The organism is Pseudomonas sp. BNK-45 (assembly GCF_047456255.1).
Classification (GTDB): Bacteria; Pseudomonadota; Gammaproteobacteria; order Pseudomonadales; family Pseudomonadaceae; genus Aquipseudomonas.
In genome coordinates this window covers 2,552,723-2,577,836 of record NZ_CP179909.1, presented here as the reverse complement: position 1 = coordinate 2,577,836, position 25,114 = coordinate 2,552,723, and the positions used below count along the sequence as shown (strand labels likewise).

20 protein-coding genes, 3 tRNA genes and 1 riboswitch are annotated in these 25,114 nt (G+C 61.1%); of the genes, 1 reads left to right on the top strand and 22 read right to left on the bottom strand.

Annotated elements, in window-relative coordinates; genetic code table 11:
• Positions 1-98 precede the first annotated feature (98 nt).
• The 8 genes from mgtE to ltaE form a co-directional block, all read right to left on the bottom strand.
• The gene (gene mgtE / locus ACMGG8_RS12110) at positions 99-1,541 is read right to left on the bottom strand and encodes a magnesium transporter (RefSeq protein ID WP_060840590.1); all 1,443 of its coding nucleotides are present in this window, start codon (positions 1,539-1,541) and stop codon (positions 99-101) included.
• 410 nt (positions 1,542-1,951) lie between these two features.
• Positions 1,952-2,028 (bottom strand) — tRNA-Arg (locus ACMGG8_RS12105).
• A 72-nt stretch (positions 2,029-2,100) separates the two neighbouring features.
• A tRNA-Arg gene (locus ACMGG8_RS12100) sits at positions 2,101-2,177 on the bottom strand.
• A 107-nt stretch (positions 2,178-2,284) separates the two neighbouring features.
• A tRNA-Ser gene (locus tag ACMGG8_RS12095) sits at positions 2,285-2,375 on the bottom strand.
• 62 nt (positions 2,376-2,437) lie between these two features.
• Positions 2,438-2,626 (bottom strand): carbon storage regulator CsrA, encoded by a 189-nt coding sequence (gene csrA, locus ACMGG8_RS12090; protein ID WP_002554426.1) that lies wholly within the window; start codon positions 2,624-2,626, stop codon positions 2,438-2,440.
• 188 nt (positions 2,627-2,814) lie between these two features.
• Positions 2,815-4,056 (bottom strand): aspartate kinase, encoded by a 1,242-nt coding sequence (locus ACMGG8_RS12085; protein ID WP_016968182.1) that lies wholly within the window; start codon positions 4,054-4,056, stop codon positions 2,815-2,817.
• 97 nt (positions 4,057-4,153) lie between these two features.
• Positions 4,154-6,778: an alanine--tRNA ligase gene (gene alaS, locus ACMGG8_RS12080; RefSeq protein ID WP_414159627.1), complete on the bottom strand. Its 2,625-nt coding sequence runs from the start codon at positions 6,776-6,778 to the stop codon at positions 4,154-4,156.
• A gap of 146 nt (positions 6,779-6,924) precedes the next feature.
• Complete coding sequence (ltaE, locus tag ACMGG8_RS12075) at positions 6,925-7,929, bottom strand: low-specificity L-threonine aldolase (RefSeq protein WP_414159626.1); 1,005 nt, start codon at positions 7,927-7,929, stop codon at positions 6,925-6,927.
• A gap of 222 nt (positions 7,930-8,151) precedes the next feature.
• Positions 8,152-8,322: riboswitch (FMN riboswitch) on the top strand.
• A gap of 120 nt (positions 8,323-8,442) precedes the next feature.
• Between ltaE and ACMGG8_RS12070 the strand changes: the two genes are divergently transcribed.
• The gene (locus ACMGG8_RS12070; RefSeq protein WP_060844377.1) at positions 8,443-8,952 is read left to right on the top strand and encodes a 6,7-dimethyl-8-ribityllumazine synthase; all 510 of its coding nucleotides are present in this window, start codon (positions 8,443-8,445) and stop codon (positions 8,950-8,952) included.
• 57 nt (positions 8,953-9,009) lie between these two features.
• On the opposite strand, the gene astE is transcribed toward ACMGG8_RS12070, so the two are convergent.
• The 14 genes from astE to acs form a co-directional block, all read right to left on the bottom strand.
• Positions 9,010-10,020, bottom strand: a complete 1,011-nt coding sequence (gene astE / locus ACMGG8_RS12065) for a succinylglutamate desuccinylase (RefSeq protein WP_414159625.1) — start codon at positions 10,018-10,020, stop codon at positions 9,010-9,012.
• A 12-nt stretch (positions 10,021-10,032) separates the two neighbouring features.
• Entirely contained in the window at positions 10,033-10,320 is a 288-nt protein-coding gene (locus ACMGG8_RS12060; RefSeq protein ID WP_016968178.1) for a hypothetical protein, read from the bottom strand.
• A 61-nt stretch (positions 10,321-10,381) separates the two neighbouring features.
• Complete coding sequence (astB, locus tag ACMGG8_RS12055) at positions 10,382-11,728, bottom strand: N-succinylarginine dihydrolase (RefSeq protein ID WP_060840596.1); 1,347 nt, start codon at positions 11,726-11,728, stop codon at positions 10,382-10,384.
• A gap of 135 nt (positions 11,729-11,863) precedes the next feature.
• Positions 11,864-13,333, bottom strand: coding sequence for a succinylglutamate-semialdehyde dehydrogenase (gene astD, locus ACMGG8_RS12050; protein WP_173664445.1), 1,470 nt, complete (start codon positions 13,331-13,333; stop codon positions 11,864-11,866).
• On the bottom strand, positions 13,330-14,355 hold the full coding sequence (astA, locus tag ACMGG8_RS12045; RefSeq protein WP_016968175.1) for an arginine N-succinyltransferase: 1,026 nt from the start codon (positions 14,353-14,355) through the stop codon (positions 13,330-13,332). The genes astD and astA overlap by 4 nt, the downstream gene beginning before the upstream one ends.
• Positions 14,356-14,440: 85 nt before the next feature.
• The gene (gene aruF / locus ACMGG8_RS12040) at positions 14,441-15,460 is read right to left on the bottom strand and encodes an arginine/ornithine succinyltransferase subunit alpha (protein ID WP_108545375.1); all 1,020 of its coding nucleotides are present in this window, start codon (positions 15,458-15,460) and stop codon (positions 14,441-14,443) included.
• Between the two features lie 132 nt (positions 15,461-15,592).
• Positions 15,593-16,813, bottom strand: coding sequence for an aspartate aminotransferase family protein (locus tag ACMGG8_RS12035; RefSeq protein WP_060840599.1), 1,221 nt, complete (start codon positions 16,811-16,813; stop codon positions 15,593-15,595).
• Positions 16,814-17,120: 307 nt separating this feature from the next.
• Positions 17,121-18,101, bottom strand: coding sequence for a transcriptional regulator ArgR (argR, locus tag ACMGG8_RS12030; protein ID WP_060840600.1), 981 nt, complete (start codon positions 18,099-18,101; stop codon positions 17,121-17,123).
• 112 nt (positions 18,102-18,213) lie between these two features.
• Positions 18,214-18,978 (bottom strand): ABC transporter ATP-binding protein, encoded by a 765-nt coding sequence (locus tag ACMGG8_RS12025; protein ID WP_011062773.1) that lies wholly within the window; start codon positions 18,976-18,978, stop codon positions 18,214-18,216.
• Between the two features lie 23 nt (positions 18,979-19,001).
• Positions 19,002-20,114 carry a succinylglutamate desuccinylase/aspartoacylase family protein gene (locus ACMGG8_RS12020; RefSeq protein WP_414159624.1) on the bottom strand — a complete coding sequence of 371 codons (1,113 nt, stop codon included), beginning with the start codon at positions 20,112-20,114 and terminating at the stop codon, positions 19,002-19,004.
• Between the two features lies 1 nt (position 20,115).
• Positions 20,116-20,814, bottom strand: coding sequence for an ABC transporter permease (locus ACMGG8_RS12015; protein ID WP_016968103.1), 699 nt, complete (start codon positions 20,812-20,814; stop codon positions 20,116-20,118).
• Positions 20,811-21,500, bottom strand: coding sequence for an ABC transporter permease (locus ACMGG8_RS12010; protein WP_016968104.1), 690 nt, complete (start codon positions 21,498-21,500; stop codon positions 20,811-20,813). The genes ACMGG8_RS12015 and ACMGG8_RS12010 overlap by 4 nt, the downstream gene beginning before the upstream one ends.
• A 92-nt stretch (positions 21,501-21,592) precedes the next feature.
• On the bottom strand, positions 21,593-22,369 hold the full coding sequence (locus ACMGG8_RS12005; RefSeq protein ID WP_060840602.1) for an ABC transporter substrate-binding protein: 777 nt from the start codon (positions 22,367-22,369) through the stop codon (positions 21,593-21,595).
• A 613-nt stretch (positions 22,370-22,982) separates the two neighbouring features.
• Positions 22,983-24,938: an acetate--CoA ligase gene (acs, locus tag ACMGG8_RS12000; protein WP_060840603.1), complete on the bottom strand. Its 1,956-nt coding sequence runs from the start codon at positions 24,936-24,938 to the stop codon at positions 22,983-22,985.
• Positions 24,939-25,114: the final 176 nt, after the last annotated feature.

Sequence of the window (25,114 nt, the reverse complement as noted above, 5' to 3'; positions counted from 1 at the left end):
GCTCAAGCCAGCCTAGTTGCTGGCTTTTTTTTGCCTGCGATAAAAACAACGAAGCGCCATAAAGGCGCTTCGCGGGTTACCCATGCATGAAGGAAGAGTCAAAGCAGGAAGATTGTCGCCAGGCCGAGAAAGATAAAGAAACCGCCACTATCGGTCATGGCCGTAATCATTACGCTAGCCCCCATTGCCGGATCGCGCCCCAGGCGCGCCAGAGTCATGGGAATCAGAACCCCCATCAAAGCTGCCAGCAACAGGTTCAGGGTCATCGCAGCAGTCATCACCACTCCCAGCGACCAGCTCCCGTAGAGCATATAGGCAACAACACCGATCACCCCTCCCCAGACCAGGCCATTGATCAGAGCCACCGCCAGCTCCTTGCGCATCAAGCGCGAAGTATTACCGGTGCTTACCTGATCCAAGGCCATGGCCCGAACGATCATGGTGATGGTCTGATTACCCGAGTTGCCGCCAATACCGGCAACAATCGGCATCAGGGCAGCCAGGGCTACCAATTTCTCGATGGAACCTTCAAACAGACCAATCACGCGCGACGCAACGAACGCCGTGATCAGATTGATGGCCAGCCAGGCCCAACGGTTGCGCAAGGACTTCCAGACCGAGGCGAAGATATCTTCCTCCTCGCGCAGACCCGCCATATTGAGGACTTCGGTTTCACTCTCTTCACGAATCAGGTCGACCATTTCGTCGATGGTCAAACGACCGATCAACTTGTCATTCTTATCGACCACAGGAGCAGAAATCAGGTCATAGCGCTCAAATGCCTGAGCCGCGTCATAGGCATCCTCATCAGGATGAAAGCTCACCGGATCGCTGGCCATGACTTCCGAGACTTGCTTGTCCGGATCATTGACCAACAGGCGCTTGATCGGCAGCACGCCCTTGAGCACACCGTCGTAATCCACCACGAACAGCTTGTCGGTATGACTAGGCAGCTCCTTGAGCCGGCGCAGGTAACGCAGCACGACTTCGAGACTGACATCCTCGCGGATCGTCACCATCTCGAAGTCCATCAACGCACCAACCTGCTCCTCGTCATAAGACAGCGCAGAACGAACACGCTCACGCTGCTGGCCATCGAGAGCCTCCATCAGCTCATGGACAACGTCTCGCGGCAGCTCGGGAGCCAAGTCAGCAAGTTCGTCAGCGTCCATCTCCTTGGCAGCGGCCAGGAGCTCATGATCATCCATGTCGGCGATCAGGGTTTCACGAACGGAATCGGATACTTCGAGAAGAATGTCGCCATCGCGCTCAGCCTTGACCAATTGCCAAACGGTCAGTCGCTCTTCCAGCGGCAAGGCTTCAAGGATGTAGGCAACGTCGGCAGAGTGCAGATCATCAAGCTTGCGCTGCAACTCGACGAGATTCTGCCGGTGGACCAGGTTCTCGACCCGATCATGGTGGTGACCTTCCTGACGGTGTGTCAGGTCTTCGACTACCCGCTGGCGCTGCAGCAGCTCAACGACTTGAGCGAGGCGGTCCTGCAGGCTTTCCTGCGTCTTCTTTACTTCTACTTCGGTCATAGGCGAACTCCACTCCCAGCAGAGGAGCACGCCGGAAGGATCAATCAGTCAGTTCATGATTGTGAAAACGGGATACTGAATAACTACTGGGTAAGTCCATGGAGGTATTCCACAAGCCCCGGCGGGGCTGACGGGCGCAATGATACACCCCTTGGCAGCTTTAAACGTTAAAAAATCGTGGCAAGAACAAGCGCTTGCGGCACAAACCTAAGCAGCGTCCGAATCTGTGAAACTGCGACGCCCGCGCCGAAACAGAAAACACATGCCAACAGAAAAAACCTGGAGGCAGGCTGGCTATTCGACTGCCAACGAACCAAGCCGTTCCAGCCCCAAACCGTAAGAAGAGAGATAGATGGGTAAATCGCAGAAAGCAAAAAGCCCGCATCTTTCGATGCGGGCTTTCTGGTGTATGGTGCACTCGACAGGATTCGAACCTGTGACCGCTCGGTTCGTAGCCGAGTACTCTATCCAGCTGAGCTACGAGTGCATTTTGTGTTTTTAGACCAGACCACAACTGGTTGAAGCCAAGTTAACTACATCGCTGCAACTAACTCTTAAATGGTGCACTCGACAGGATTCGAACCTGTGACCGCTCGGTTCGTAGCCGAGTACTCTATCCAGCTGAGCTACGAGTGCATTTGTTGCCGCGCATTATAGGCCGTTTAATCTTCTTGTCAAGCACTTTTTCTAGTAATTTCAACAACTTACAGAAGAAGCCAGATTACAACGTACTAAGCAAATAATGGCGGAGAACGGGGGATTCGAACCCCCGACACCCTTTTGAGGTGTACTCCCTTAGCAGGGGAGCGCCTTCGGCCACTCGGCCAGCTCTCCGCAACACGGGGCGTATATTAACCAGCTTTCTCCCCGTTTGCAAACAAAAAAAACGATAAAAATTAATGGCTTGGTTCTTCGTCCTTCTCTTTCTTTATCCGCAGGTAAATTTCCTCACGGTGAACCGCCACTTCTTTGGGGGCGTTGACACCAATACGCACTTGATTACCTTTGACGCCGAGCACGGTCACAGTGATCTCGCCATCACCAATGATCAGGCTTTCTGCGCACCGACGAGTCAGAATCAGCATACCTATCTCCTCACGCATTACATTTTCAGGGACTACAGTCTGCAAAAAAAAGGGTGTCGGCCTACAACCAGGGCGGCTGCAGTCCTACACGCCTAAGTATTGACTAGCACGGGCAAAAGAACAGTTTTCTCCCGTGCCGATCAAAAACACAAAGGGCGCGGTCAGACCGCGCCCCTTTCAAACACGCATCACTCGCCCTGTCGGGCCGGAGCGTCGAGCTCGAATGCGGTGTGCAGCGCACGTACCGCCAACTCCAGGTACTTCTCTTCAATCACCACCGACACCTTGATTTCAGAAGTGGAGATCATCTGGATGTTGATGCTTTCCTTCGCCAGGGCTTCAAACATCCGGCTGGCTACGCCCGCATGAGAGCGCATGCCGACACCAACGATCGAAACCTTGGCAATGTCGGTATCGCCGACCACCTCACGGGCACCGATTTCACGTGCGGTGTTTTCCAGCACGGTCTGGGCAGCCAGGTAGTCGTTGCGGTGCACGGTGAAGGTGAAGTCGGTGGTGTTATCGTGCGAAACGTTCTGCACGATCATGTCGACTTCAATGTTCGACGCGCTGATCGGGCCGAGAATCTTGAAGGCCACGCCAGGATTGTCTGGCACGCCACGGATAGTCAGCTTGGCTTCATCGCGGTTAAAAGCGATGCCGGAAATGATCGGCTGTTCCATGGATTCCTCTTCATCAATAGTAATGAGGGTGCCCGGACCCTCCTGAAAGCTGTGCAACACGCGCAGCGGAACGTTGTACTTGCCAGCAAACTCGACCGCGCGGATCTGCAGCACCTTGGATCCGAGGCTGGCCATTTCCAGCATCTCTTCAAAGGTGATCTTGTCCAGGCGCTGAGCCTTGGGTACCACACGCGGGTCGGTGGTGTAGACACCGTCCACATCGGTATAGATCTGGCACTCGTCAGCCTTCAGGGCGGCGGCCAGCGCCACCCCGGTGGTATCGGAACCGCCACGCCCCAACGTGGTGATGTTGCCGTGCTCATCAACGCCCTGGAAACCGGCAACCACGACCACACGACCAGCCTTCAGATCGCTGCGAATCTTCTGATCATCAATCTGCAGGATTCGCGCTTTATTGTGAGCACTGTCGGTGAGAATGCGCACCTGATTCCCGGTGTAGGACACCGCAGGAATACCGCGCTTGATCAATGCCATGGCCAGCAAAGCGATGGTCACTTGCTCACCGGTGGACACGATCACATCCAGCTCACGGGGAACCGGTATGGCTTCGCCACTGATCTGCTTGGCCAGATCGATCAGGCGGTTGGTTTCGCCACTCATCGCCGACAGCACAATCACCAGGTCATCGCCGGCTTCGCGGAACTTCTTCACCTTGTCAGCGACCTGCTCGATCCGCTCCACAGAGCCGACCGAAGTGCCTCCAAATTTCTGTACGATCAAAGCCATTTTCTAAGCCGCCTCAGCCCGTAAAGGGGCGCCCGTTAAACAATCAAACTGCACAGCGCAAGGACCCGCCACTAGACGACGGGCCCGGCTCGGCGCCTTAAATGCCCTGCTCGACAAATGGCACGGTCAAGGCCAGCGCGGCATCCAGTGCAGCAGCATCAACACCACCGCCCTGGGCCATGTCTGGACGACCACCGCCCTTACCGCCCACTGCCGCAGCGGCTTGCTTCATCAAATCACCGGCTTTGAGTTGGCCAGTCAGGTCCTTGGTTACACCGGCAACCAGTACGACCTTTTCCTCATGGACACTGCCGAGCAGGATCACTGCGCGGCCGAGTTTGTTTTTCAACTGATCTACCAGCGCCAGCAGCGCCTTGCCGTCCTGGCCGTCGAGGCGCGCAGCCAGCACCTTCACGCCCTTGACGTCAGCCGCCTGAGCGGACAGATCGTCACCGGCAGCGCTGGCAGCCTTGGCCTGCAACTGCTCGAGCTGCTTCTCCAGCAGACGATTGCGCTCCAGCACCGCCGACAGCTTGTCGATCAGATTGTCGCGACTACCCTTGACCAGGGTCGCCGCTTCCTTGAGTTGTTCTTCCGCAGCGTTCAGGTACGCCAGAGCCGCAGCACCGGTAACGGCTTCAATACGCCGCACGCCCGACGCCACGCCGCCTTCGCTGGTGATCTTCAGCAAGCCGATGTCGCCGGTACGATTGGCGTGGATACCACCACACAGCTCCACCGAAAAGTCTCCGCCCATGCTCAACACACGCACGCTGTCGCCGTACTTCTCGCCGAACAGCGCCATGGCGCCCTTCTTCTTGGCGGTGTCGATGTCGGTCTCTTCGGTTTCCACCGCCGTGTTCTTGCGAATCTCGGCGTTGACGACGTCTTCCAGGGCCTTGATCTGCTCAGGCTTGATCGCTTCAAAGTGACTGAAGTCGAAACGCAGACGCTGACTGTCCACCAGCGAGCCCTTCTGCTGGACGTGCTCGCCCAGCACCTGGCGCAGGGCAGCGTGCAGCAAGTGGGTGGCCGAGTGGTTCAGCGAGGTGGCGTGACGCACGTCGGCGTCGACCTGGGTTTCAACCGGGGCGCCGACGATCAGGCTGCCCTTGGCCAGTACGCCGTGATGCAGGAACGCGCCACCGGTCTTGGTGGTGTCGCGCACATCAAAACGTGCACTGCCGGCCTGCAGGTAACCGCAGTCGCCGATCTGACCGCCGGACTCAGCGTAGAACGGGGTCTGGTCAAGCACCACGACGCCCTCTTCGCCTTCATTAAGGATGTCTACCGACTGCCCTTCCTTATAGAGGGCAACCACTTTGGCCGAACCGCTGGTGGCCTGGTAGCCGGTGAACTCAGTGGCCACATCAACCTTGACCAGGCTGTTGTAGTCCATGCCAAAGGAGCTGGCAGACCGGGCACGCACACGCTGGGCTTCCATCTCGCGCTCGAAACCTTCCTCATCGAGGGTCAGGTTGCGCTCACGGGCGATGTCGCCGGTCAGGTCCATCGGGAAACCATAGGTGTCGTAGAGCTTGAACACCACGTCGCCCGGAACCACCGAGCCTTCCAGTGCGGCCAGATCCTGCTCGAGGATCTTCAGGCCCTGCTCCAGGGTCTTGGCGAACTGCTCTTCTTCGGCCTTGAGCACCCGCTCGATATGCGCCTGCTGGGATTTCAGCTCAGGGAACGCTTCACCCATCTCGGCAACCAGCGCGGCAACGATCTGATAGAAGAAGCTGCCCTTGGCCCCCAGCTTGTTGCCGTGGCGGCAAGCACGACGAATGATCCGACGCAGCACATAACCGCGGCCTTCGTTGGACGGCAGCACGCCGTCGGCAATCAGGAAACCGCAGGAACGGATATGGTCGGCCACCACTTTCAGCGAGGCCTGGGCATCGTTGGTGCAACCGATGGCCTTGGCCGCGGCATCCAGCAGGCTCTGGAACAGGTCGATTTCATAGTTCGAGTGCACGTGCTGCAGCACCGCACTGATCCGCTCCAGGCCCATGCCGGTGTCCACCGACGGTGCCGGCAGCGGATGCAACACGCCATCGGCGGTGCGGTTGAACTGCATGAACACGTTGTTCCAGATTTCGATGTAGCGATCACCGTCTTCTTCCGGCGAGCCGGGTGGGCCGCCCCAGATGTCGGCGCCGTGATCGTAGAAGATCTCGGTGCAAGGACCGCAAGGGCCGGTATCACCCATGGTCCAGAAGTTGTCCGAAGCGTAAGGCGCGCCTTTGTTGTCTCCGATGCGCACCATGCGCTCTGCCGGCACCCCGACCTCTTTGGTCCAGATGTCATAGGCTTCGTCGTCACTGGCGTAAACCGTGACCCAGAGCTTTTCCTTCGGCAGGTTCAGCCACTTGTCGGAAGTCAGGAAGGTCCAGGCGAAGGTGATGGCATCGCGCTTGAAGTAGTCACCGAAGCTGAAGTTGCCCAGCATTTCGAAGAAGGTGTGGTGACGAGCGGTGTAACCGACGTTTTCCAGGTCGTTGTGCTTGCCACCGGCGCGGACGCACTTCTGGCTGCTGACAGCGCGGGTATAGGCGCGCTTTTCCTGGCCCAGGAAGCAGTCCTTGAACTGGTTCATCCCCGCGTTGGTGAACAGCAGGGTAGGGTCGTTGCCTGGGATCAAAGAGCTGGAGGCTACACGGGTGTGGCCTTGCTCTTCGAAGAAGCGAAGGAAGGCTTCACGGATTTCTGCGCTTTTCATTAGGTTCTTCCACGGAGACTGCGGCCAAAGGCCTGTGCGCAACGTCAACAGACGAAACGACGGCAAAGGGCCGCATTATATCGGCGTTAATCACTTGGTACAGCGTGTTTGTACGATACAAACAGTCAATTGGACGGAGAACACTGTCAGTTACGGGAAAACTCGACAAAAGTGCTCACCACCTGCTCGATTTGCCCGGCATCCACGTCCAGATGGGTAACCAGACGCAAGCGTGGCGCCGCGCTGAGCCTGATCCCCCGCTCCGCGGCGAATGCCTTGAGGGCTTCGGCCCGCTCTCCCATCTCTACGTACACCATGTTGGTCTGCACCGGCTCGACACTGTAGCCGGCCTGGCTCAACCCTTGAGCCAGCAATTGTGCGTGGGCATGGTCATCCGCCAGACGCTGCACCTGATGCTCCAGGGCATAGAGTCCCGCCGCCGCCAGGCCACCAGCCTGACGCATGCCCCCACCCAGCATCTTGCGCAGGCGCCGCGCCTTGCCGATCAGCGCTGTGCAGCCGCACAACACCGAACCCACTGGCGCGCCGAGGCCCTTGGACAGGCACACCGATACCGAGTCGAAGTGCTCGGCGATCACCCGGGCATCCACCCCCAGCTTCACCGCCGCGTTGTACAGCCGTGCGCCATCCAGGTGCAGGGCCAGCCCCCGATCACGGGTGAAGGCTCGAGCCTGGGCCAGGTAGGCCAGGGGCAGCACCTTGCCCTGCATGGTGTTTTCCAGGGCCAGCAAGCGCGTGCGGGCAAAATGAAAGTCATCCGGCTTGATCGCCGCCGCCACCTGCTCCAGGTCGAGGGAGCCATCGGCCCGCAGCTCCAGCGGCTGGGGCTGGATCGAGCCCAGCACCGCGGCGCCACCGCCTTCATATTTATAGGTGTGGGCCTGCTGTCCAACGATGTATTCGTCGCCCCGCTCGCAGTGGGCCATCAATGCCAGCAGATTGCTCATGGTGCCGGAAGGCACGAACAGGGCCGCGGCAAACCCCAGACGCCCGGCCAGCTCGGCCTCCAACCGATTGACCGTCGGGTCTTCGCCGTAGACATCGTCTCCGGTACGGGCGCGCGCCATGGCATCGAGCATGCCCGGGGTCGGCTGGGTCACGGTGTCACTACGAAGATCGATCACGCTCATCACATCAGGCTCCGGCTACAGGGGGACACCAGGGTCCACGCTTGGACAGGGGGAATTCCCTTTCGAAGCGAATTACTGCGGCCCTGTGGACGATTAATCAAGCAGCAACTGTAGAAAATCTTGCGCCAGAGGATGAAAAATCCGATGAACATTATCCAAAAGGCGCGATGCTTCCCCGCCAGATCTGTGTTAAAAACTCACCGCCCGGGAAAAAACCCGGGCAATCGTTCTCAGGGCGGGGTGCAATTCCCCACCGGCGGTAATTGCGCGCAATGTGCATAGCCCGCGAGCGCTTGGTGACACCCGTGGCAGGTCCACAGGTGCCGACAAGGTCAGCAGACCCGGTGTGATCCCGGGGCCGACGGTCATAGTCCGGATGAAGAGAGAACGGGATTGGCGCCTAAGGGCCGCTGTCAGGCAGACGTGGACTCTCCACGGAAGCTCTGCGCGTACCCTTAAATCCCATTCGATTCATATACGCCCTGTTTTTCATACAAACAGGAGTCAGAACAGATGCAACCCACCGCAATCGATAGCAAAAGCAAACACCACCCCAACGAGCGCGTCGCCTTCATCCAGGCTTGCTGGCACAAGGAAATCGTCGACCAGAGCCGTCAGGGCTTTGTCGCCGAAATGCTCGCTCAGGGTTACCAGGAATCCGATATCGACTTCTTCGAAGTCGGTGGCGCCTTCGAAATTCCCCTGCACGCCAAGCTGCTGGCCAAGACCGGTCGCTACAGCGGCATCGTTGCAGCAGGCCTGGTAGTGGACGGCGGCATCTACCGTCATGAGTTCGTCGCCCAGTCGGTGATCAGCGGCCTGATGCAAGTGCAACTGGAAACTGAAGTGCCGGTCTTCTCGGTGGTGCTGACCCCGCATCACTTCCATGCGGGTGAGGAGCACCAGAAGTTTTTCTTCGAGCACTTCGTGCACAAGGGCCAGGAAGCGGCGAAGACCTGCGCCGACACCCTGCACAAGCTGCGCGCCCTGCGCCGCAATGAGCAGCGTGCGGTCGCGGTTTAAGCGTTAGCCCATCATCGGCGAGCCGGCCCCTGCGGGGGTTCGGCTGGCCGGCGAACCTCAGGCCAGGCCGTCGGCCGTGGTCGGTACGATCAAAATCCCGGCACGCAAGCCGTTCTTCACCTTGGGGTTGGGGAAAATGATCCGCGCCCCCTCCTCCTCGATCACCCAACGGGTCTGGGCGATGTCCTCGGCCAGCAGGTAACCCACTTCCAGTTCGGAAAAGTTCTCCACGTCCGTCGGCAGGTGCAGGTGGAAGCTGTCGCTGTGCTTGATGACTTCCCGCGCCACGCTGAACAGCTGCAGGCCATCGAGGCTGTCCTGCTCTTGCCCGGGCTCGCTGCCGTCGATGATCTGCTTGAGGCGGGTTTCCAGGCGCTCGACATTGACCCCCTGGTTCTGCCCGAACGGCCGGGCCTTGCCCAACTCCAGGGTGAAGGACTCGGCCCCCAGCTGATCGTAGGTGTAGGCGCTGAAGACAATGGAGGGCTTGTTCTGCAGCAGCACCGCTTCCATGCCCGCCGCCCGCAGGCGCGCCAGCTCACGGCGCGAATGCTGACGCCCGTCCTTCCACGGATACAGGGCGAACTGTTCGATCTTCGAACCGCGGATCGCCGTGTGCAGGTCGTAATGCAGGCGCTGGCGCTGCGGCAGACTGAAAAAGCTCGCCGCCAGACGCTCCAGCTCGCAGGCACGCAGTGCTTCGATACCACTGCTCGATTCATGTCGGCCATTGAACAGCCGGTTGACGTCCTGCTCGACAAAACGCTCGCCGCGACGCATCGCCTCGGGGTTGCCGAACAGGAACAGAATGCGTGCCCGAGGCTTCAGGTCGCCCCGGGCAATGTCGTGCAACAGACGGTCGAGCAGCTCGATGGGAGCCGTCTCGTTGCCATGGATACCGGCTGACAGCAGCAGGTCCAGACCGTTATCGCGAGCTTCGGGCGGCCGGACTTCCAGGGCGCCCTCGCTCAGCCAGCGCATGCGCACGCCGTCGACAGTCAGTTGAGTCTTCTCTGCCGGTTCACGGCCGGCGAGGGTCAGTTCAAGCAGTTTGCCGAGGGCGAGCATAGCGCGGCTTCCTTAGTGAGCGTGGCCGCAGTCGGGGCCATGCACGTGATCATCGTCACCGGCGTCGGCCGGTTCCATTTCCAGTTGCAGGCTGACCAGGTTGGTCGCCAGCGGACGCAGCAGCAGACTGGCGTACTCGTCGTCCCCCTCCTCCACGTCCACGCCGATCAGCAGTTGGCCGCGGCCGTCCTGTTGAATCCATACTTCCTTGCCCTGCCACAGCACCGCGAAACGGGTGCAGGAGGTTTGCAGTTGGGTGCCGTCGCTGTCTTCAAGGATCAGCTGCAGGGTATCGCTCATGGGGGTCATTCTCATCTGGGGTGAAGCGGCACGCCCGGTCGAATGGGCCGGGCGCGGGCTTTCAATTGATCTGGAAGGGATAAACCGCGCCCAGTTTAAGGATTTGCGTCAGTTCATCCAGTGCCGTCCGGCACTCAAGCAGCAGCTGCGGGTCCGCCAGATCGCTTTCGCACAGACGGTCGCGGTAGTGCTTGCCAACCCATTGGGTCAGGGTGTCGTACAACGGCGCGGTCATGATAACCCCAGGATTGACCGCCGCCAGCTCAGTTTCATTCAAGGCCACCCGCAAGCGCAGGCAAGCCGGGCCACCGCCGTTCTGCATGCTCTGCTTGAGATCGAAGACCTTCACTTCACGGATCAGTCCGCCCGAGCTGGTGAGGCTTTGCAGGTACTGCCAGACGCGCTCGTTGCCGCGGCACTCCTCCGGCACGATCAGCAGCATCGAACCATCGGCGCGGGACAGCAGCTGGCTGTTGAACAGGTAGGAGCGCACGGCGTCTTCCACCGTCACTTGCGCGCGCGGCACGCAGATCGACTGGAAGTTGCCGCCGCGTCGACCCAGCTTGCCCTGCAGCTCGGCGAGCATCTTCTCGGTCTCGAGGAACGCATCCTCGTGATAGAACAGCACCTCGCCATTGCCCACCGCGATCACATCGTTGTGGAACACGCCCTGATCGATCACCGATGGATTCTGCTGGGCATAGACCACGCCCTCCTCGCTCAGGCCATGCAAGCGAGCCACGGCTTGCGAGGCTTCCAGGGTCTGGCGCGCAGGGTATTTCTGCGGTGCTGGGTAACGGGTATCGAACGCGCTGCGACCGAAGACGAAGAACTCGACACCGGCCTGGCCGTAATCACGGCAGAAGCGCGTGTGGTTGGCCGCGCCTTCATCGCCGAACTGCGCCACCGCCGGCAACGCGGCGTGATGGGCGAAGTGTTTCTGGTCGGCGAACATCGCCCCCAGCACGCGGCTGGTGGTCGGGTGCTCGATGCTGCGATGGTATTTGCAGTTCAAGTTGGCGGCGGTGAAATGCACGCGGCCATCGGCGGTGTCAGCACTCGGGCTGACGGTGGCGGCGTTGGCCACCCACATGCTCGATGCCGAGCAACTGGCGACCAGCAGTGGCATGGCCTGCTTGGCGGCTAGCTGGATGACCTGGGCATCAGTGCCGGCAAAACCCAGTTTGCGCAGGGCCGCCACGTCCGGGCGCTCTTGCGGGGCGAGCACGCCTTGCTGAAAGCCCATGTCCATCAGCGCTTTCATTTTCGCCAGGCCTTGCAGCGCCGCTTCCTTGGGATTGGAGCCCTGCTGGCTGTTGCTCTGGGAGGCCACGTTGCCGTAGGACAGGCCGCCATAGTTATGGGTCGGCCCCACTAAACCGTCAAAATTGACTTCATAGGATTTCATCAGCGAGGCTCCACGAATCTGTTTGTTATAGGCATCGGTATCTACACATGGCGAACGCAGTGCGCTCGCTCGCCGGCAAGCCGGCTCCCACAGCGTTCTGCAGGAGCCGGCTTACCGGCGAAAAGGCCACGCCAGTCAGGACAAGCGCACACCCGGCGTCAACGCGCTCGGCAGCACCAGGCTCGGGGTTTCCAGGGAAGCCACCGGGTACGCGCAGTAATCCGCCGCGTAATAGGCACTGGCCCGATGGTTGCCCGAAGCACCCACCCCACCGAACGGCGCGCTGCTGGCGGCGCCGGTCAACTGCTTGTTCCAGTTGACGATGCCCGCCCGGCTTTCCAGCCAGAACTGCTGGTAGCGCTCGGCGGAATCCGACAACAGGCCGGCTGCCAGGCCGTACTGAGTGTTGTTGGCCTCGGCAATCGCCCCATCAAAATCAGCGTAGCGGATCACTTGCAGCAACGGCCCGAACAGCTCTTCATCCGGGCGCTCAGCCACCGCCGTCACATCCAGAATGCCTGGGGTCAGCAAGGCGGCCTGAGCCTGGGGTTGGGTCATTTCCAGCAAGGCCACGGCGCCATTGGCCAGCAGTTGCCGTTGCGCATCCATCAGCGCGCGAGCGGCGCCCAGGGAAATCACCGAGCCCATGAACGGCGCCGGCTGCTGGTCATAGGCACCGACATCGATGCTCGCACTGACCGCCACCAGGCGCGCCAGCAACCCATCACCCCAGGCGCCTTGCGGCACCAGCAGGCGGCGGGCGCAGGTGCAGCGCTGACCGGCCGAAATGAAGGCCGACTGGATGATGGTGTACACCGCCGCGTCCAGGTCAGCGACCTGATCCACCACCAGCGGGTTGTTGCCGCCCATTTCCAGGGCCAGGATCTTGTCCGGACGCCCGGCGAACTGCTGGTGCAGATGATTGCCGGTGCGGCTGGAACCGGTGAAGAACAAACCATCGATACCCGGATTGGCGGCCAGGGCGATACCGGTTTCCCGGGCACCTTGCAGCAGGTTGAGGACACCTGCCGGCAAGCCGGCTTCGATCCAGCACTGCACCGTCAGCTCGGCGACTTTCGGCGTCAGCTCGCTGGGCTTGAACAGCACGCTGTTACCGGCCAGCAGCGCGGGAACGATGTGCCCGTTAGGCAAGTGCCCAGGGAAGTTGTAAGGACCGAACACCGCCACCACGCCGTGGGGCTTGTGTCGCAGCACAGCGGTGGCGTCGCCCAAAGGGCCGCTCTTCTCGCCGGTACGCTCGCGGTAGCTCTGCACCGAGATGGCGATCTTGTTGACCATGCTGGTGACTTCGGTGGCGGCTTCCCACAGCGGCTTGCCGGTTTCCTCACCGATGCAGCGGGCCAGTTCGTCGGCACGCGCCTTGAGCGCAGCGGCAAAGGCTTCGAGCACACCGATACGCTCCTCCAGGGAACGCTTGGCCCAGGCCGGAAACGCCTGGCGGGCGGCCTGCACGGCGTTTTCCACTTGCGCGGCAGTGGCACCGTTGCCGGACCAGATGACCGCCTGGGTCACCGGATTGACCGAGGTGAAGGCTTCGCCCTGGCCAGCCAGCCATTGGCCTGCGATGTACAGCGTGCTCATTATTTCGACTCCCGAGAAGCAGACAGCGGAACCGCGCGGACCTGGTCGCCGGCGTTGAGTTGCAAGCGCTTGGCGGTCAGGGGATCGACCACCAGGGTGCCCGCGGCAAAGCGTGCCGGCGCCGCGGTAATGCGGCAGTCCTCGCGCTTGCGGTTGTGGATCAGGAACGGCGTGGCGTCGTCGCCCGGGGTGCCGATGGCCAGCACCAGCGCCTGGCTGTCACGCACCGCGCGGATCTTGCTGGTTTCGCATTCCACCGCCGGGCCGGCATCGAAGATGTCGACGTAGCCCTGGTAGCTGAAGCCTTCGCTCTTGAGCATGGCCAGCGCCGGCTCGGTGTCGGTATGAACCTTGCCGATCACGTTGCGCGCATCCTCGGACAAAAAGCAGGTGTACAGCGGGAACTTGGGCATCAGCTCGGCGATGAACGCCTTGTTGCCAACCCCGGTCAGGTAGTCGGCCTGGCTGAACTCCATCTTGAAGAAGTGCCGACCCAGGCTTTCCCAGAACGGCGAGCGGCCATTCTCATCGGACATGCCGCGCATCTCGGCAATGATCTTGTTGCCGAACAGCTGCGGGAACTCGGCAATGAACAGCATCCGCGCCTTGGCCAGCATGCGGCCGTTGAGGCCGGTGCGGTAATCGGCGTGAAGGAACAGCGAGCACAGCTCGGAGTTGCCGGTCAGGTCGTTGGCCAGGAACAGCGTGGGGATCTCGCGGTAGATGTTCAGCTCCTGGGAGGCGCTGACCGTCAGGCCGACCCGGAAGTTGTACCAGGGCTCGCGCAGCCCGACGGCACCGGCGATGGCGGAAATGCCCACCACCCGGCCGTTGTCGTCTTCCAGCACGAACAGGTAGTCCGCATCGCCGCGCTCGGCTTCGCCGCGAAAGGTCTTTTCCGCCCAGCCGACCCTGTGGGTCAGGCGCTCTTCGTTGGCCGGCAAGGTGGTGAGGCCGGTGCCGGTGCTGCGGGCCAGGTCGATCAGCGCGGGTAAATCGCTGCTGCGTACGGGACGAACGATCATGCTATCTCCTCAGACGCAGGCCGCTGATGGCCTGCGCGAAACTCGCTGCTTTCCAGGCATGCTTTCCAGGTCGTGGAAGCAGGCTTTAAACCGCCACCAGACGCACGCTGGCACCTTCGCCGACGCCCAGGGCTTCGGCGGCTTGCAGATCCAGGGTCACCGGTTTGCCCGGGGCGTAATCCAGCTCCAGCAGCACCGCGCGGTAATCCTGCAGTTGGCCGTTGGACACCAGGTACTGACGACCGCCGCCCTTGAGGGCCTCGCCGATCTTCACCGGCACCACGCGGCTCTGGGCAATCGAACGAATCCCCGAAACCCGTGCATGCAAGGTCGGGCCACCGTCGAAGATGTCGATGTAGTGATCGGTCTCAAAACCTTCGCGCATCAGGATGTCGAAGGTGATCTGCGCCCGCGGATGCACCTGGCCCATGGCTTCCTGGGCGGCGTCCGGCAGCAGCGGCACGTAGATCGGGTAATGGGGCATCAGCTCGGCGAGAAAGGTCCGGCTCTTGAGGCCGCACAGGCGCTCGGCCTCGGCGTAGTTGAGGTCGAAGAAGTTGCGCCCGATGGCGTCCCAGAACGGCGAATCACCGTGCTCGTCGCTGTAACCGACGATCTCGGTCACCACCGAGTCGGCGAAACGCTCCGGGTGGCTGGCAACGAACAGCAGGCGGCCGCGGGAGTTGAGCTCCGACCAGGGCGAACCCACCAGCTCCGGCACCACATAGAAACTGGTCAACAGGCTGTTGCCGGTCAGGTCGTGACACTGGGACAGGACATGAATCTTGTTGTGGATCTTCAGCTCGCGGGACGCGTGAACAAAGGTTTCATTGCGAAAGCTGTAGAACGGCTCGGAATAACCGGCGGACGCGACGATGGCCGAGCAGCCCACCAGCTTGCCGCTGTCGGTGTCTTCGAGAACGAAGAAATAGCTTTCCTCGCCGTTGAAGCTCACTTCAGCGGCAAACGAAGCCTCGCTCGCGGCGATCTTGTCGCGCAGGCGATCCACATCATCCGGCAAGGAGGTGACACCAATCGGGCTGTCTGCAGCCAGACGCTGTACCTCGCCCAGATCAGCCATTTGCGCGGGGCGCATCACCAGCATGGTGTCACTCCTTACTCTAAAACAGGTCGGAAACCGTCCGACGCAGGGAAAAAAATGCCGGGACAGCCCGGCACAGGAATTGGGCTCGACACCAGCTGCAACAGCCGGCGCCGAGGAGTACTGCAACCTGAATCAGGCTTGAGTCAGTTTCGCCACGGCACGCTCGAAGCGGTCCAGGCCCTCATCGATATCGGCGTCTTCGATCACCAGGCTCGGGGCGAAACGCACCACGTCCGGACCGGCCTGCAGAATCATCAGGCCTTCTTTTTCGGCGGCGTTGAACACGTCCTTGGCCTTGCCTTTCCAGGCTTCGCTGAGCACGCAACCGAGCAACAGGCCCAGGCCGCGGACTTCGGTGAACAGGCCATACTTCTCGCCGATCTGCAGCAGACGGGTCTTGAAGCGGTCGTGCTTGGCTTTCACGCCGTTGAGCACTTGTGGGGTGTTGATCACATCGATCACCGCCTCGGCCACCGCACAAGCCAGCGGGTTACCGCCGTAGGTGGTGCCGTGGGTACCGACCACCAAGTGCTTGGCCAGCGCTTCGGTGGTCAGCATCGCCGCAATCGGGAAACCGCCGCCCAGGCTCTTGGCGCTGGTGAGGATGTCCGGGGTCACGCCGTAATACTGGTAGGCAAACAGCTCGCCGCTACGGCCCATGCCGGTCTGCACTTCGTCGAACACCAGCAGCGCGTTGTGCTGATCGCACAGTTCGCGAGCGCCTTGCAGGTAAGCCAGCTCGGCCGGCAATACGCCGCCTTCGCCCTGGATCGGCTCCAGCACCACCGCACAGGTCTTATCGGAAACCGCGGCCTTCAGGGCAGCCAGGTCGTTGTACGGCACGTGGGTGATGCCGGTGATTTTCGGACCGAAGCCATCGGAGTACTTCGACTGGCCACCGACGTTCACGGTGAACAGGGTACGGCCGTGGAAGCTGTTCAGCGCGGCGATGATTTCGTACTTCTCGGCACCGAAACGATCGTGGGCCACGCGACGGGCCAGCTTGAAGGCGGCCTCGTTGGCTTCTGCACCGGAGTTACAGAAGAACGCGCGCTCGGCGAAGGTGGCGTCGATCAGCTTGTGGGCCAGGCGCAGGGCCGGCTCGTTGGTGAAGACGTTGGACACATGCCACAGCTTGTTGGCCTGCTCGGTCAGAGCCCCCACCAGCGCCGGATGGGCGTGGCCCAGTACGTTGACCGCAATGCCGCCGGCGAAGTCGATCAGCTCCCGTCCCGACTGGTCCCAGACTCGGGACCCCGAGCCGCGCACAGGAATGAAAGCCGCAGGTGCGTAATTGGGAACCATCACCTGGTCGAAATCGGCGCGTTGCACCGGAGCTTGCTCAACGGACATCGGAGTCTCCTGAAGAGGAACACCCGCCTGGAACTGGCGAGCGATGGAGGGATTGTAAGGACAGTTTTGTGCCCGGCCTTGTCGCCAAGCGACAACTTCTTATAGCGCCAACCCCGGTTTTACGCGGGTTTATGGCAATGCGACAAATAGCGTCGCAAAGGCGCAGTTTAAACTGCGCAGGGCTCTAGCGGCAGATTCAGCGGGCATTTTGCCCAAGGTAATTATCCAGGTAGTTAGCTGCAGCGCAGGCCCGGTGAGCGGGCGTCAGGACGCTTGCACCGGCAAGCCGGCGCCTACAGAAGGCGGATCAGCCGCGCTCGGAAGGTACGGAGGAGAGTTCGAACGGGCTGCTGCTGCGCCGTTGATTGCGATCTTCGCGCGGGGTGGCGCCAAAGAAGTTGCGGTAGGCGCTGGAGAAGTGCGGGCCGGAGGAGAAACCACAGGACAGGCCGATCTGAATGATCGACTTGCTGGTCTGCATCAGCATCTGCCGGGCCTTGTTCAGGCGCAGCTCCAGGTAGTACTGGCTGGGCACGCGGTTCAGGTACTGCTTGAAGATGCGCTCCAATTGCCGACGGGATACACAGACATGCTGGGCAATCTCGTCGGTGGTCAGCGGCTCCTCGATATTGGCCTCCATCAGCAGCACCGCCTGGGTCAGCTTTGGATGGCTGGACCCCAGACGATTCTGCAACGGAATACGTTGCCGCTCACCACCTTCGCGGATGCGCTCCACCACCAGCTCTTCCGAAACCGCACCCGCCAGCTCGGCGCCATGATCCCGCGCCAGCACCGCCAGCAACAGGTCCAGCACCGACATGCCGCCACAGGCGGTCAGGCGATCACGGTCCCAGTCAAACAGGTGACTGGTGGCAATGACCTTGGGAAAGCGTTCGGCAAAATCGTCCTGCCAGCGCCAGTGCACCGCCGCCCGATAACCATCGAGCAGGCCCAACTGCGCCAGCGGATACACCCCGGCCGACAGCCCGCCAATCACGCAGCCGGCCCGCACCAGCTGCTTGAGAGCGCTGCCAAGCCCGGAGCTCATGGGGCCGGGCGGCTCGTCTGCCAACAGGAACAGCTTCTGGCAGCCCTCAAGCTTGCCCGCCCAAGGCTCGCCCGGCAGTTGCCAGGCGCCTTCGGCCGGTGCCTCGGCCTGCAGGAACGCCAACTCATAAACCACCTCCGGATGCACCCGCTGAGCAACACGCAAGGCCTCCTCGGCCAGCGCCAGCGTCAAGGCTTTAGTGCTGGGCCAAATCAGGAAACCAATTCGATGGGCAGTCATGGCGGGCAATCCGAAACGAAAACAGTGTTAGAAGCCAAGGGTGGCAGCACCAAGTTAGACCATCTGGCGCGCGGTGCGCAGCATGACCTAATTTGGTGCATAACGGCAGTGATTACTTGAGGCTACCGGAGAGGAATTGTTGCAAACGTTCTGATTGCGGGTTCACCAGCACTTCCCGCGGGTTGCCGCTCTCTTCCACCACACCCTTGTGCAGGAACACCAACTGGTTCGACACCTCACGGGCAAAGCCCATTTCGTGCGTCACCACCACCATGGTGCGGCCTTCCTGGGCCAGGGCCTGCATGACCTTCAACACGTCGCCCACCAGCTCCGGGTCCAGGGCCGAGGTCGGCTCGTCGAACAGCATGACTTCCGGCTCCATGGCCAGCGCCCGGGCAATGGCCACGCGCTGCTGCTCACCACCGGACATGTGGCCCGGGTAGGCATCCTTGCGGTGCGCCACGCCCACCTTGGCCAGGTAATGCTCGGCCTTCTCGCGAGCCTCGGCCTTGGACACCCCCAGCACGTGCACCGGTGCTTCCATGATGTTTTCAATCGCGGTCATGTGCGACCACAGGTTGAAGTGCTGGAACACCATCGACAGGCGCGAGCGCATGCGCTGCAACTGCTTGGGATCGGCAGCCTTGAGCGCGCCGTCCTTGTTGGCCACCAGCTTCAACTCTTCGTTGTTCAGCAGGATCTTGCCGGCATGGGGCTGCTCCAACAGGTTGATGCAGCGCAAAAAGGTGCTCTTGCCCGAGCCACTGGAGCCGATGATGCTGATCACATCGCCAGCCGCGGCCTTCAGGGACACGCCCTTGAGCACTTCGTGACTGCCATAGCGCTTATGCAGGTCTTGGACTTCAAGTTTGTACATGCGGTCGGTTCTCACAAAAACAGTCAGTCGTTGAGCAAGCGCCCGTGACGCAGCGCTTCGCGCCCCGCCACCTTGGCCAGCCAGAAACCGGGTTGGGCATAACGCAGCCGCTCAACGGCGAACAACACGCCGCTGGTGCCAGCACACACCGTACTGACCCGATCGGATAGGGGATCAATCACTTCAAAAATCGGCTCGCCCACTTCCACCCAGCTCCCGGCCGGACGCAGAAAGCTCACCACGCCGGGGTGCGGCGCATACAGCAGCTCGGTGCCTTCAAAGGGCATGGCCTCGCAGGCGTCGTGCCCGGGTGCCGGCCACTCACCAGCAATCAGCCCCTGCTCGGCCAGAAACGCCAGGATGCCTTCGGCGTAAGCTTCGGCCTGGGGGCGCCCGGTGTCGGCCTGACCACCCAGCTCCAGGGTGGTCGCCAGGCAGGCCAGGGGAATCTGCGCATCAGGGAACTGCCGCGACAGGCGCAGCCACGGCAGCGAGCAGGCTTCGTCGAACGAACTGCCACCGGAGTCCTCCGCCAGCAGGCCGACCTTCACATCCAGGTGCGCCGCCAGGGAACGCCATTGCGGCCAGTGCTGCGGCAAGGCATACATGTGCAGCGCGGCCTCGGCATCGCAATGCAGGTCCAGCACCACATCGGCATTGCAGGCATGGCTCAGCAGCACCCGCTGCATACCCTGCAACTGGCTGGCTGCCGGCGGCAACTCGGCCAGCACCTCAGCCATGGCCTGACGGATCAAGCGTACATTGGCGTGCGGATCATCCCCCAGGCGCCCGTCCAGGCGCTGGGCCACGGGCGCGCTCAACTCGACGAAATCACGGTTGAAATTCTTGCCACTGCCGGCCTCGAAACGGCCCTGGTGATTGCCTTGCAGCAACTGTCCCAGACCCAGCGGATTGGCCACCGGCACCAGCTCGACAACACCGTTGAGGGCGCCCTGGGCCTCCAGCTCGGCCAGGCGCTTTTTCAGCTCCCAGGCGGTACGCATGCCCGGCAGTTCGTCAGCATGCAGGCTGGCCTGGATATAGGCCTTGCGCTCGCCGCTACCGAAACGGAACACCGAAATGCTGCGCTCGCTGCCCAGATGGCTCCAGGGCAATGGATGATCGATACGCTGCATGTCAGTGCTTCCGCGGTGCCAGGTAGCGCAGCCAGCGGCCTTCGGCCAGCTTGAACAGGCGCACCAGGATAAAGGTCAGGCACAGGTAGAACACGCCGGCGGTGATGTAGGCCTCGAACGGCAGGTAGTACTGGGCGTTGACCGTGCGCGCCGCGCCGGTGATGTCGATCAGGGTCACGATGGACGCCAGACTGGTGGTCTGCAGCATCATGATCACTTCGTTGCTGTACTGCGGCAGCGCCCGGCGCAGGGCCGACGGCAGGAGAATGCGGCGGTACATCTTGTAGCGCGACATGCCCATGGCCTTGGCTGCCTCGATCTCGCCATTGGGCGTGGCCCGCAGGCTGCCGGCGATGATTTCCGCGGTGTAGGCGCTGGTATTGATGGCAAAGGCCAGGCAGGCACAGAAGGTTGCGCTGGACAGCCAGGGCCAGAGGAAACTCTCCCGCACCGCTTCGAACTGGGCCAGGCCGTAGTAGATCAGGAACAGCTGCACCAGCATCGGCGTGCCGCGGATCACGTAGGTGTAGAGCCAGGCCGTCATGTTCACCAGCGGCTGCTTGGAGACCCGCATCAGCCCCAGGGGCAGAGCCACCAGCAAGCCGAAGAACAGCGACAGTGCCAGCAGTTTCAAGGTGGTCAGCAAGCCGCTGAAGTACAGCGGCAAGGCGTCATAGATGACGTTGTAGTCGAAGATCATAGATCAGCCGCCCTTACGCCTACCGAGTAGCGCTTCTCAAGGTGACGCAATGCCAGCAACGAGACGCTGGTGATCACCAGGTACATGGCCGCCACTGCGAGGAAGAAGGTGAAAGGCTCACGGGTGGCATCCGCCGCCTGCTTGGCCTTGAACATCATGTCTTGCAGGCCCACCACCGAAATCAGCGCGGTGGCCTTGGTCAGCACCAGCCAGTTGTTGGTGAAGCCGGGAATCGCCAGGCGAATCATCTGCGGCACCATCACCCGGAAGAACACCTGGAAGCTGCTCATGCCGTAAGCCATGCCCGCTTCCGCCTGCCCCTTGGGGATCGCCATGAAGGCGCCACGGAAGGTTTCCGACAGGTAGGCACCGAAGATGAAGCCCAGGGTGCCGATACCGGCCGCCAGCGGATTGAGGTCGATGTAGTCGTCGTAGCCCAGCAGCGGCGCGACACGGTTCAGCAAGTCCTGGCCGCCGTAGAAGATCAGCAGGATCAGCACCAGATCGGGAATGCCACGGATCACCGTGGAATACAGATCGCCAAGCCAGGCCAGCCAGCGCACCGGCGAGAGGCGCAGCGCGACCCCGATCAGACCCAGAACAATGGCCAGGGCCATGGACGACAAGGCGAGCTGAAGCGTCAGCCAAGCGCCATCGAGGATGACAGCCCCGTAGCCTTTCAACATGATTCAGGTCCTCGAAAATTGGGATGAAAAAATGGCGCAAACTTCAGAGATTCTGCTGCTTGCGCCATCTCGGACTGACTGTTTCGACGGTCTTACTTGCCGTAGATGTCGAAGTCGAAGTACTTGTCCTGGATTTGCTTGTACTTGCCGTTCTCGCGAATGGCAGCGATGGCAGCGTTGATCTTGTCCAGTTCGGCCTTGTCACCTTTGCGCACTGCGATCCCTACGCCGTCGCCGAAGTATTTGACGTCAGTGAAAGCCGGACCGACGAAGGCAAAGCCCTTGCCCGAATCGGTTTTCAGGAAGCCGTCATTCAACAGCGTAGCGTCGGCCACGGTGCCGTCGAGACGACCGGCGGCCACATCCAGGTAGATTTCGTTCTGCGAGCCGTAAGGCTTGATCTGTGCGCCCAGGGGAGCCAGCACTTCACGGGCGAAACGCTCATGGATCGAACCACGCTGCACGCCGATGTTCTTGCCCTTGAGCTCGCTCAGACCGTCGCTGACCTGGGTGCCGGCCTTCATCACCAGACGTGCCGGGGTGTTGTAGTACTTGTTGGTGAAGTCCACGGACTTCTTGCGATCGTCGGTGATCGACATCGACGAGAGGATGGCGTCGATCTTGCGCACTTTCAGTGCCGGGATCAGGCCGTCGAACTCTTGCTCGACCCACACGCACTTGACCTTCATCTCTTCACACAGAGCGTTGCCGATGTCGTAGTCGAAACCGACGATGCTGCCATCCGGCGCCTTGGAGGCAAACGGAGGGTAGGCCGCTTCGATACCAATTTTCAGGGGCTTTTCATCGGCGAAAGTCGGCAGGGAGAGCACGGACAGTGCCAGGGCGCCAAGAAGCACGAGTTTCTTCATCTTAGAACTCCATCGGTAAAGGGCGAAAACGGCAGAGTGAGCGACAGCCCAATATGCGAATGGGTAAAACTGCAAAGACGGCGCTGCGTCCTTAGAAGCCCGGGAGAGGACTCACACACAGGCAACGACGAGCGAGTGACCGGCATTCTAACGACAGGCTGGAAGCCGATATTTCCTCAATGCGACAACAAATTACAGAAGCATCGAGAATACCGGGGGAGCACATTGACAGCTCTTCAAAACTATGCAAGAGCAAATGATAGGGAACCGATCTACGCTGCAAATTGCGGGCCTATTATTGGCAAAGCCTTCTATTCCGGCAAGCGCAGCGTGATGACTTATTTTTTATATGGATATAAACAGCCCTGAAATGGGGCTCGGCGTTTCCCATTGCCCCGAAAATGGGCGCCGGGTTACATCTTCGACGGCACCGGTAACATTCACACCAGGCACATGGATAAATCCGATATTTATTCGCTCGCCTGCACCGGCAAGCGAGCCTAATAACAGGCGCGCGGAGGCTGTAGCGTGCGGCTTGCCGGGGAATCACCCCGGCACAAAAAAGCCCCGCCCGGCGCAAGGCCGGACGGGGCTGGGTGACTCGGAACCCGCCTCAGGCGACGTTCATGGTCTTGTGGGTGTCGATCAGATGCTGCACCACGCTTGGGTCGGCCAAGGTGGAGATATCTCCCAGACCGTCGTACTCCGCCGTCGCGATCTTGCGCAGAATCCGCCGCATGATCTTCCCGGAACGGGTCTTCGGCAGTCCCGGCGCCCATTGGATGACATCCGGCGAGGCGATCGGACCGATCTCCTTGCGCACCCAGTTCTTCAGTTCCAGACGCAGGGCTTCGCTCGGCTCTTCGCCACCGTTGAGGGTCACGTAGACATAGATACCCTGGCCCTTGATGTCGTGAGGCACGCCCACCACCGCCGCTTCGGCGACTTTCGGGTGCGCAACCATGGCGCTTTCGATCTCGGCGGTGCCCATGCGATGCCCGGAAACGTTGAGCACATCGTCCACCCGGCCGGTGATCCACCAGTAGCCGTCTTCGTCGCGACGAGCGCCGTCACCGGTGAAGTACATGCCACGGAACGTCTTGAAGTAGGTATCGACGAAGCGGTCGTGGTCGCCGTACAGCGTGCGCGCCTGACCTGGCCACGAATCGAGGATCACCAGGTTGCCTTCGGCGGCGCCTTCGATGATGTTGCCCAGGTTGTCCACCAGGGCCGGCACCACGCCGAAGAACGGACGCGCGGCAGAACCCGGCTTCAGGGCATGCGCCCCCGGCAGCGGGCTCATCAGGGTGGCGCCGGTTTCGGTCTGCCACCAGGTGTCGACGATCGGACAACGGGATTGGCCGACGTTCTTGTAGTACCAGTCCCAGGCTTCCGGGTTGATCGGCTCGCCCACCGAACCCAGCAGGCGCAGGCTGCTGCCATCGGCGCCTTCGCAGGCAGCCGTGCCCGAGGCCATCATGGCGCGGATCGCGGTCGGCGCGGTGTAGAGAATGTTGACCTTGTGCTTGTCGACGATCTTCGCCACCCGGGTCACGTCCGGATAGTTGGGCACGCCTTCGAACAGCACCGTAGTGGCGCCATTGGCCAGCGGGCCATAGACGATATAGGTGTGGCCGGTGACCCAGCCGACGTCGGCGGTGCACCAGTAGACTTCACCCGGACGGTAGTCGAACACCCGCTCATGGGTCAGCGATGCATAGAGCAGGTAGCCGCCAGTGGTGTGCTGCACACCCTTGGGCTTGCCGGTGGAGCCGGAGGTATAAAGGATGAACAGCGCTTCTTCGGCGCCCATCTCTTTCGGCGCGCAGACGCTGCCGGCGACCTTCATCAGGTCTTCGTACCAGATGTCGCGATGCTGGTTCCACTTGATGTCGCCACCGGTGCGCTTGCACACGATGACCTTCTGGATGCTGCTGGTTTCCGGGTTGGTCAGGGCGTCGTCGACATTGGCCTTGAGCGGAACCTTTTTACCGGCACGGATGCCTTCGTCGGCGGTGATCACCACTTTCGAACGGCAGTCGATGATGCGCCCGGCCAACGCTTCAGGGGAGAACCCGCCGAACACCACCGAGTGGATAGCACCGATGCGGGTACAGGCCAGCATGGCCACCACCGCCTCGGGAATCATTGGCATATAGATAGTCACCACGTCGCCACGGTGCACGTCCTGGCCACGCAAGGCGTTGGCGAACTTGCAGACTTCTTCATGCAGTTCGCGGTAAGTGATGTTGCGGCTTTCGGAAGGATCATCGCCTTCCCAGATGATCGCGATCTGATCGCCACGCTCGGCGAGATGACGATCCAGGCAGTTGTAGGAGACGTTCAAGGTGCCATCGGCAAACCACTTGATATCGACATGGTGATCGTCGAAGGAAGTCTGCTTCACCGTGGTAAAAGGCTTGATCCAGTCGAGACGCTTGGCCTGTTCACGCCAGAAACCGTCCGGGTTAACGACCGACTGCTGGTACATGGCCTTGTAGGTCGCCTCGTCAGTCAGCGTATTGGCCAAAACCTCGGGACGAACGGGATACAGAGAAGCCGCACTCATCTTTCTTACCTCGGTGACATAGTTGTTTTTGTATGACCCCGTTGTAGCCGGGGGGCGCCTATAGAACCATTCGACGATGGTAGTAACAACCCCCTGCGAAATGCCCGGCTATTTGCCGCACCCCTTCAAGAACGCTGGTTACAGCGACATTCAGCCTCGGCAAAAATATTCAAGCA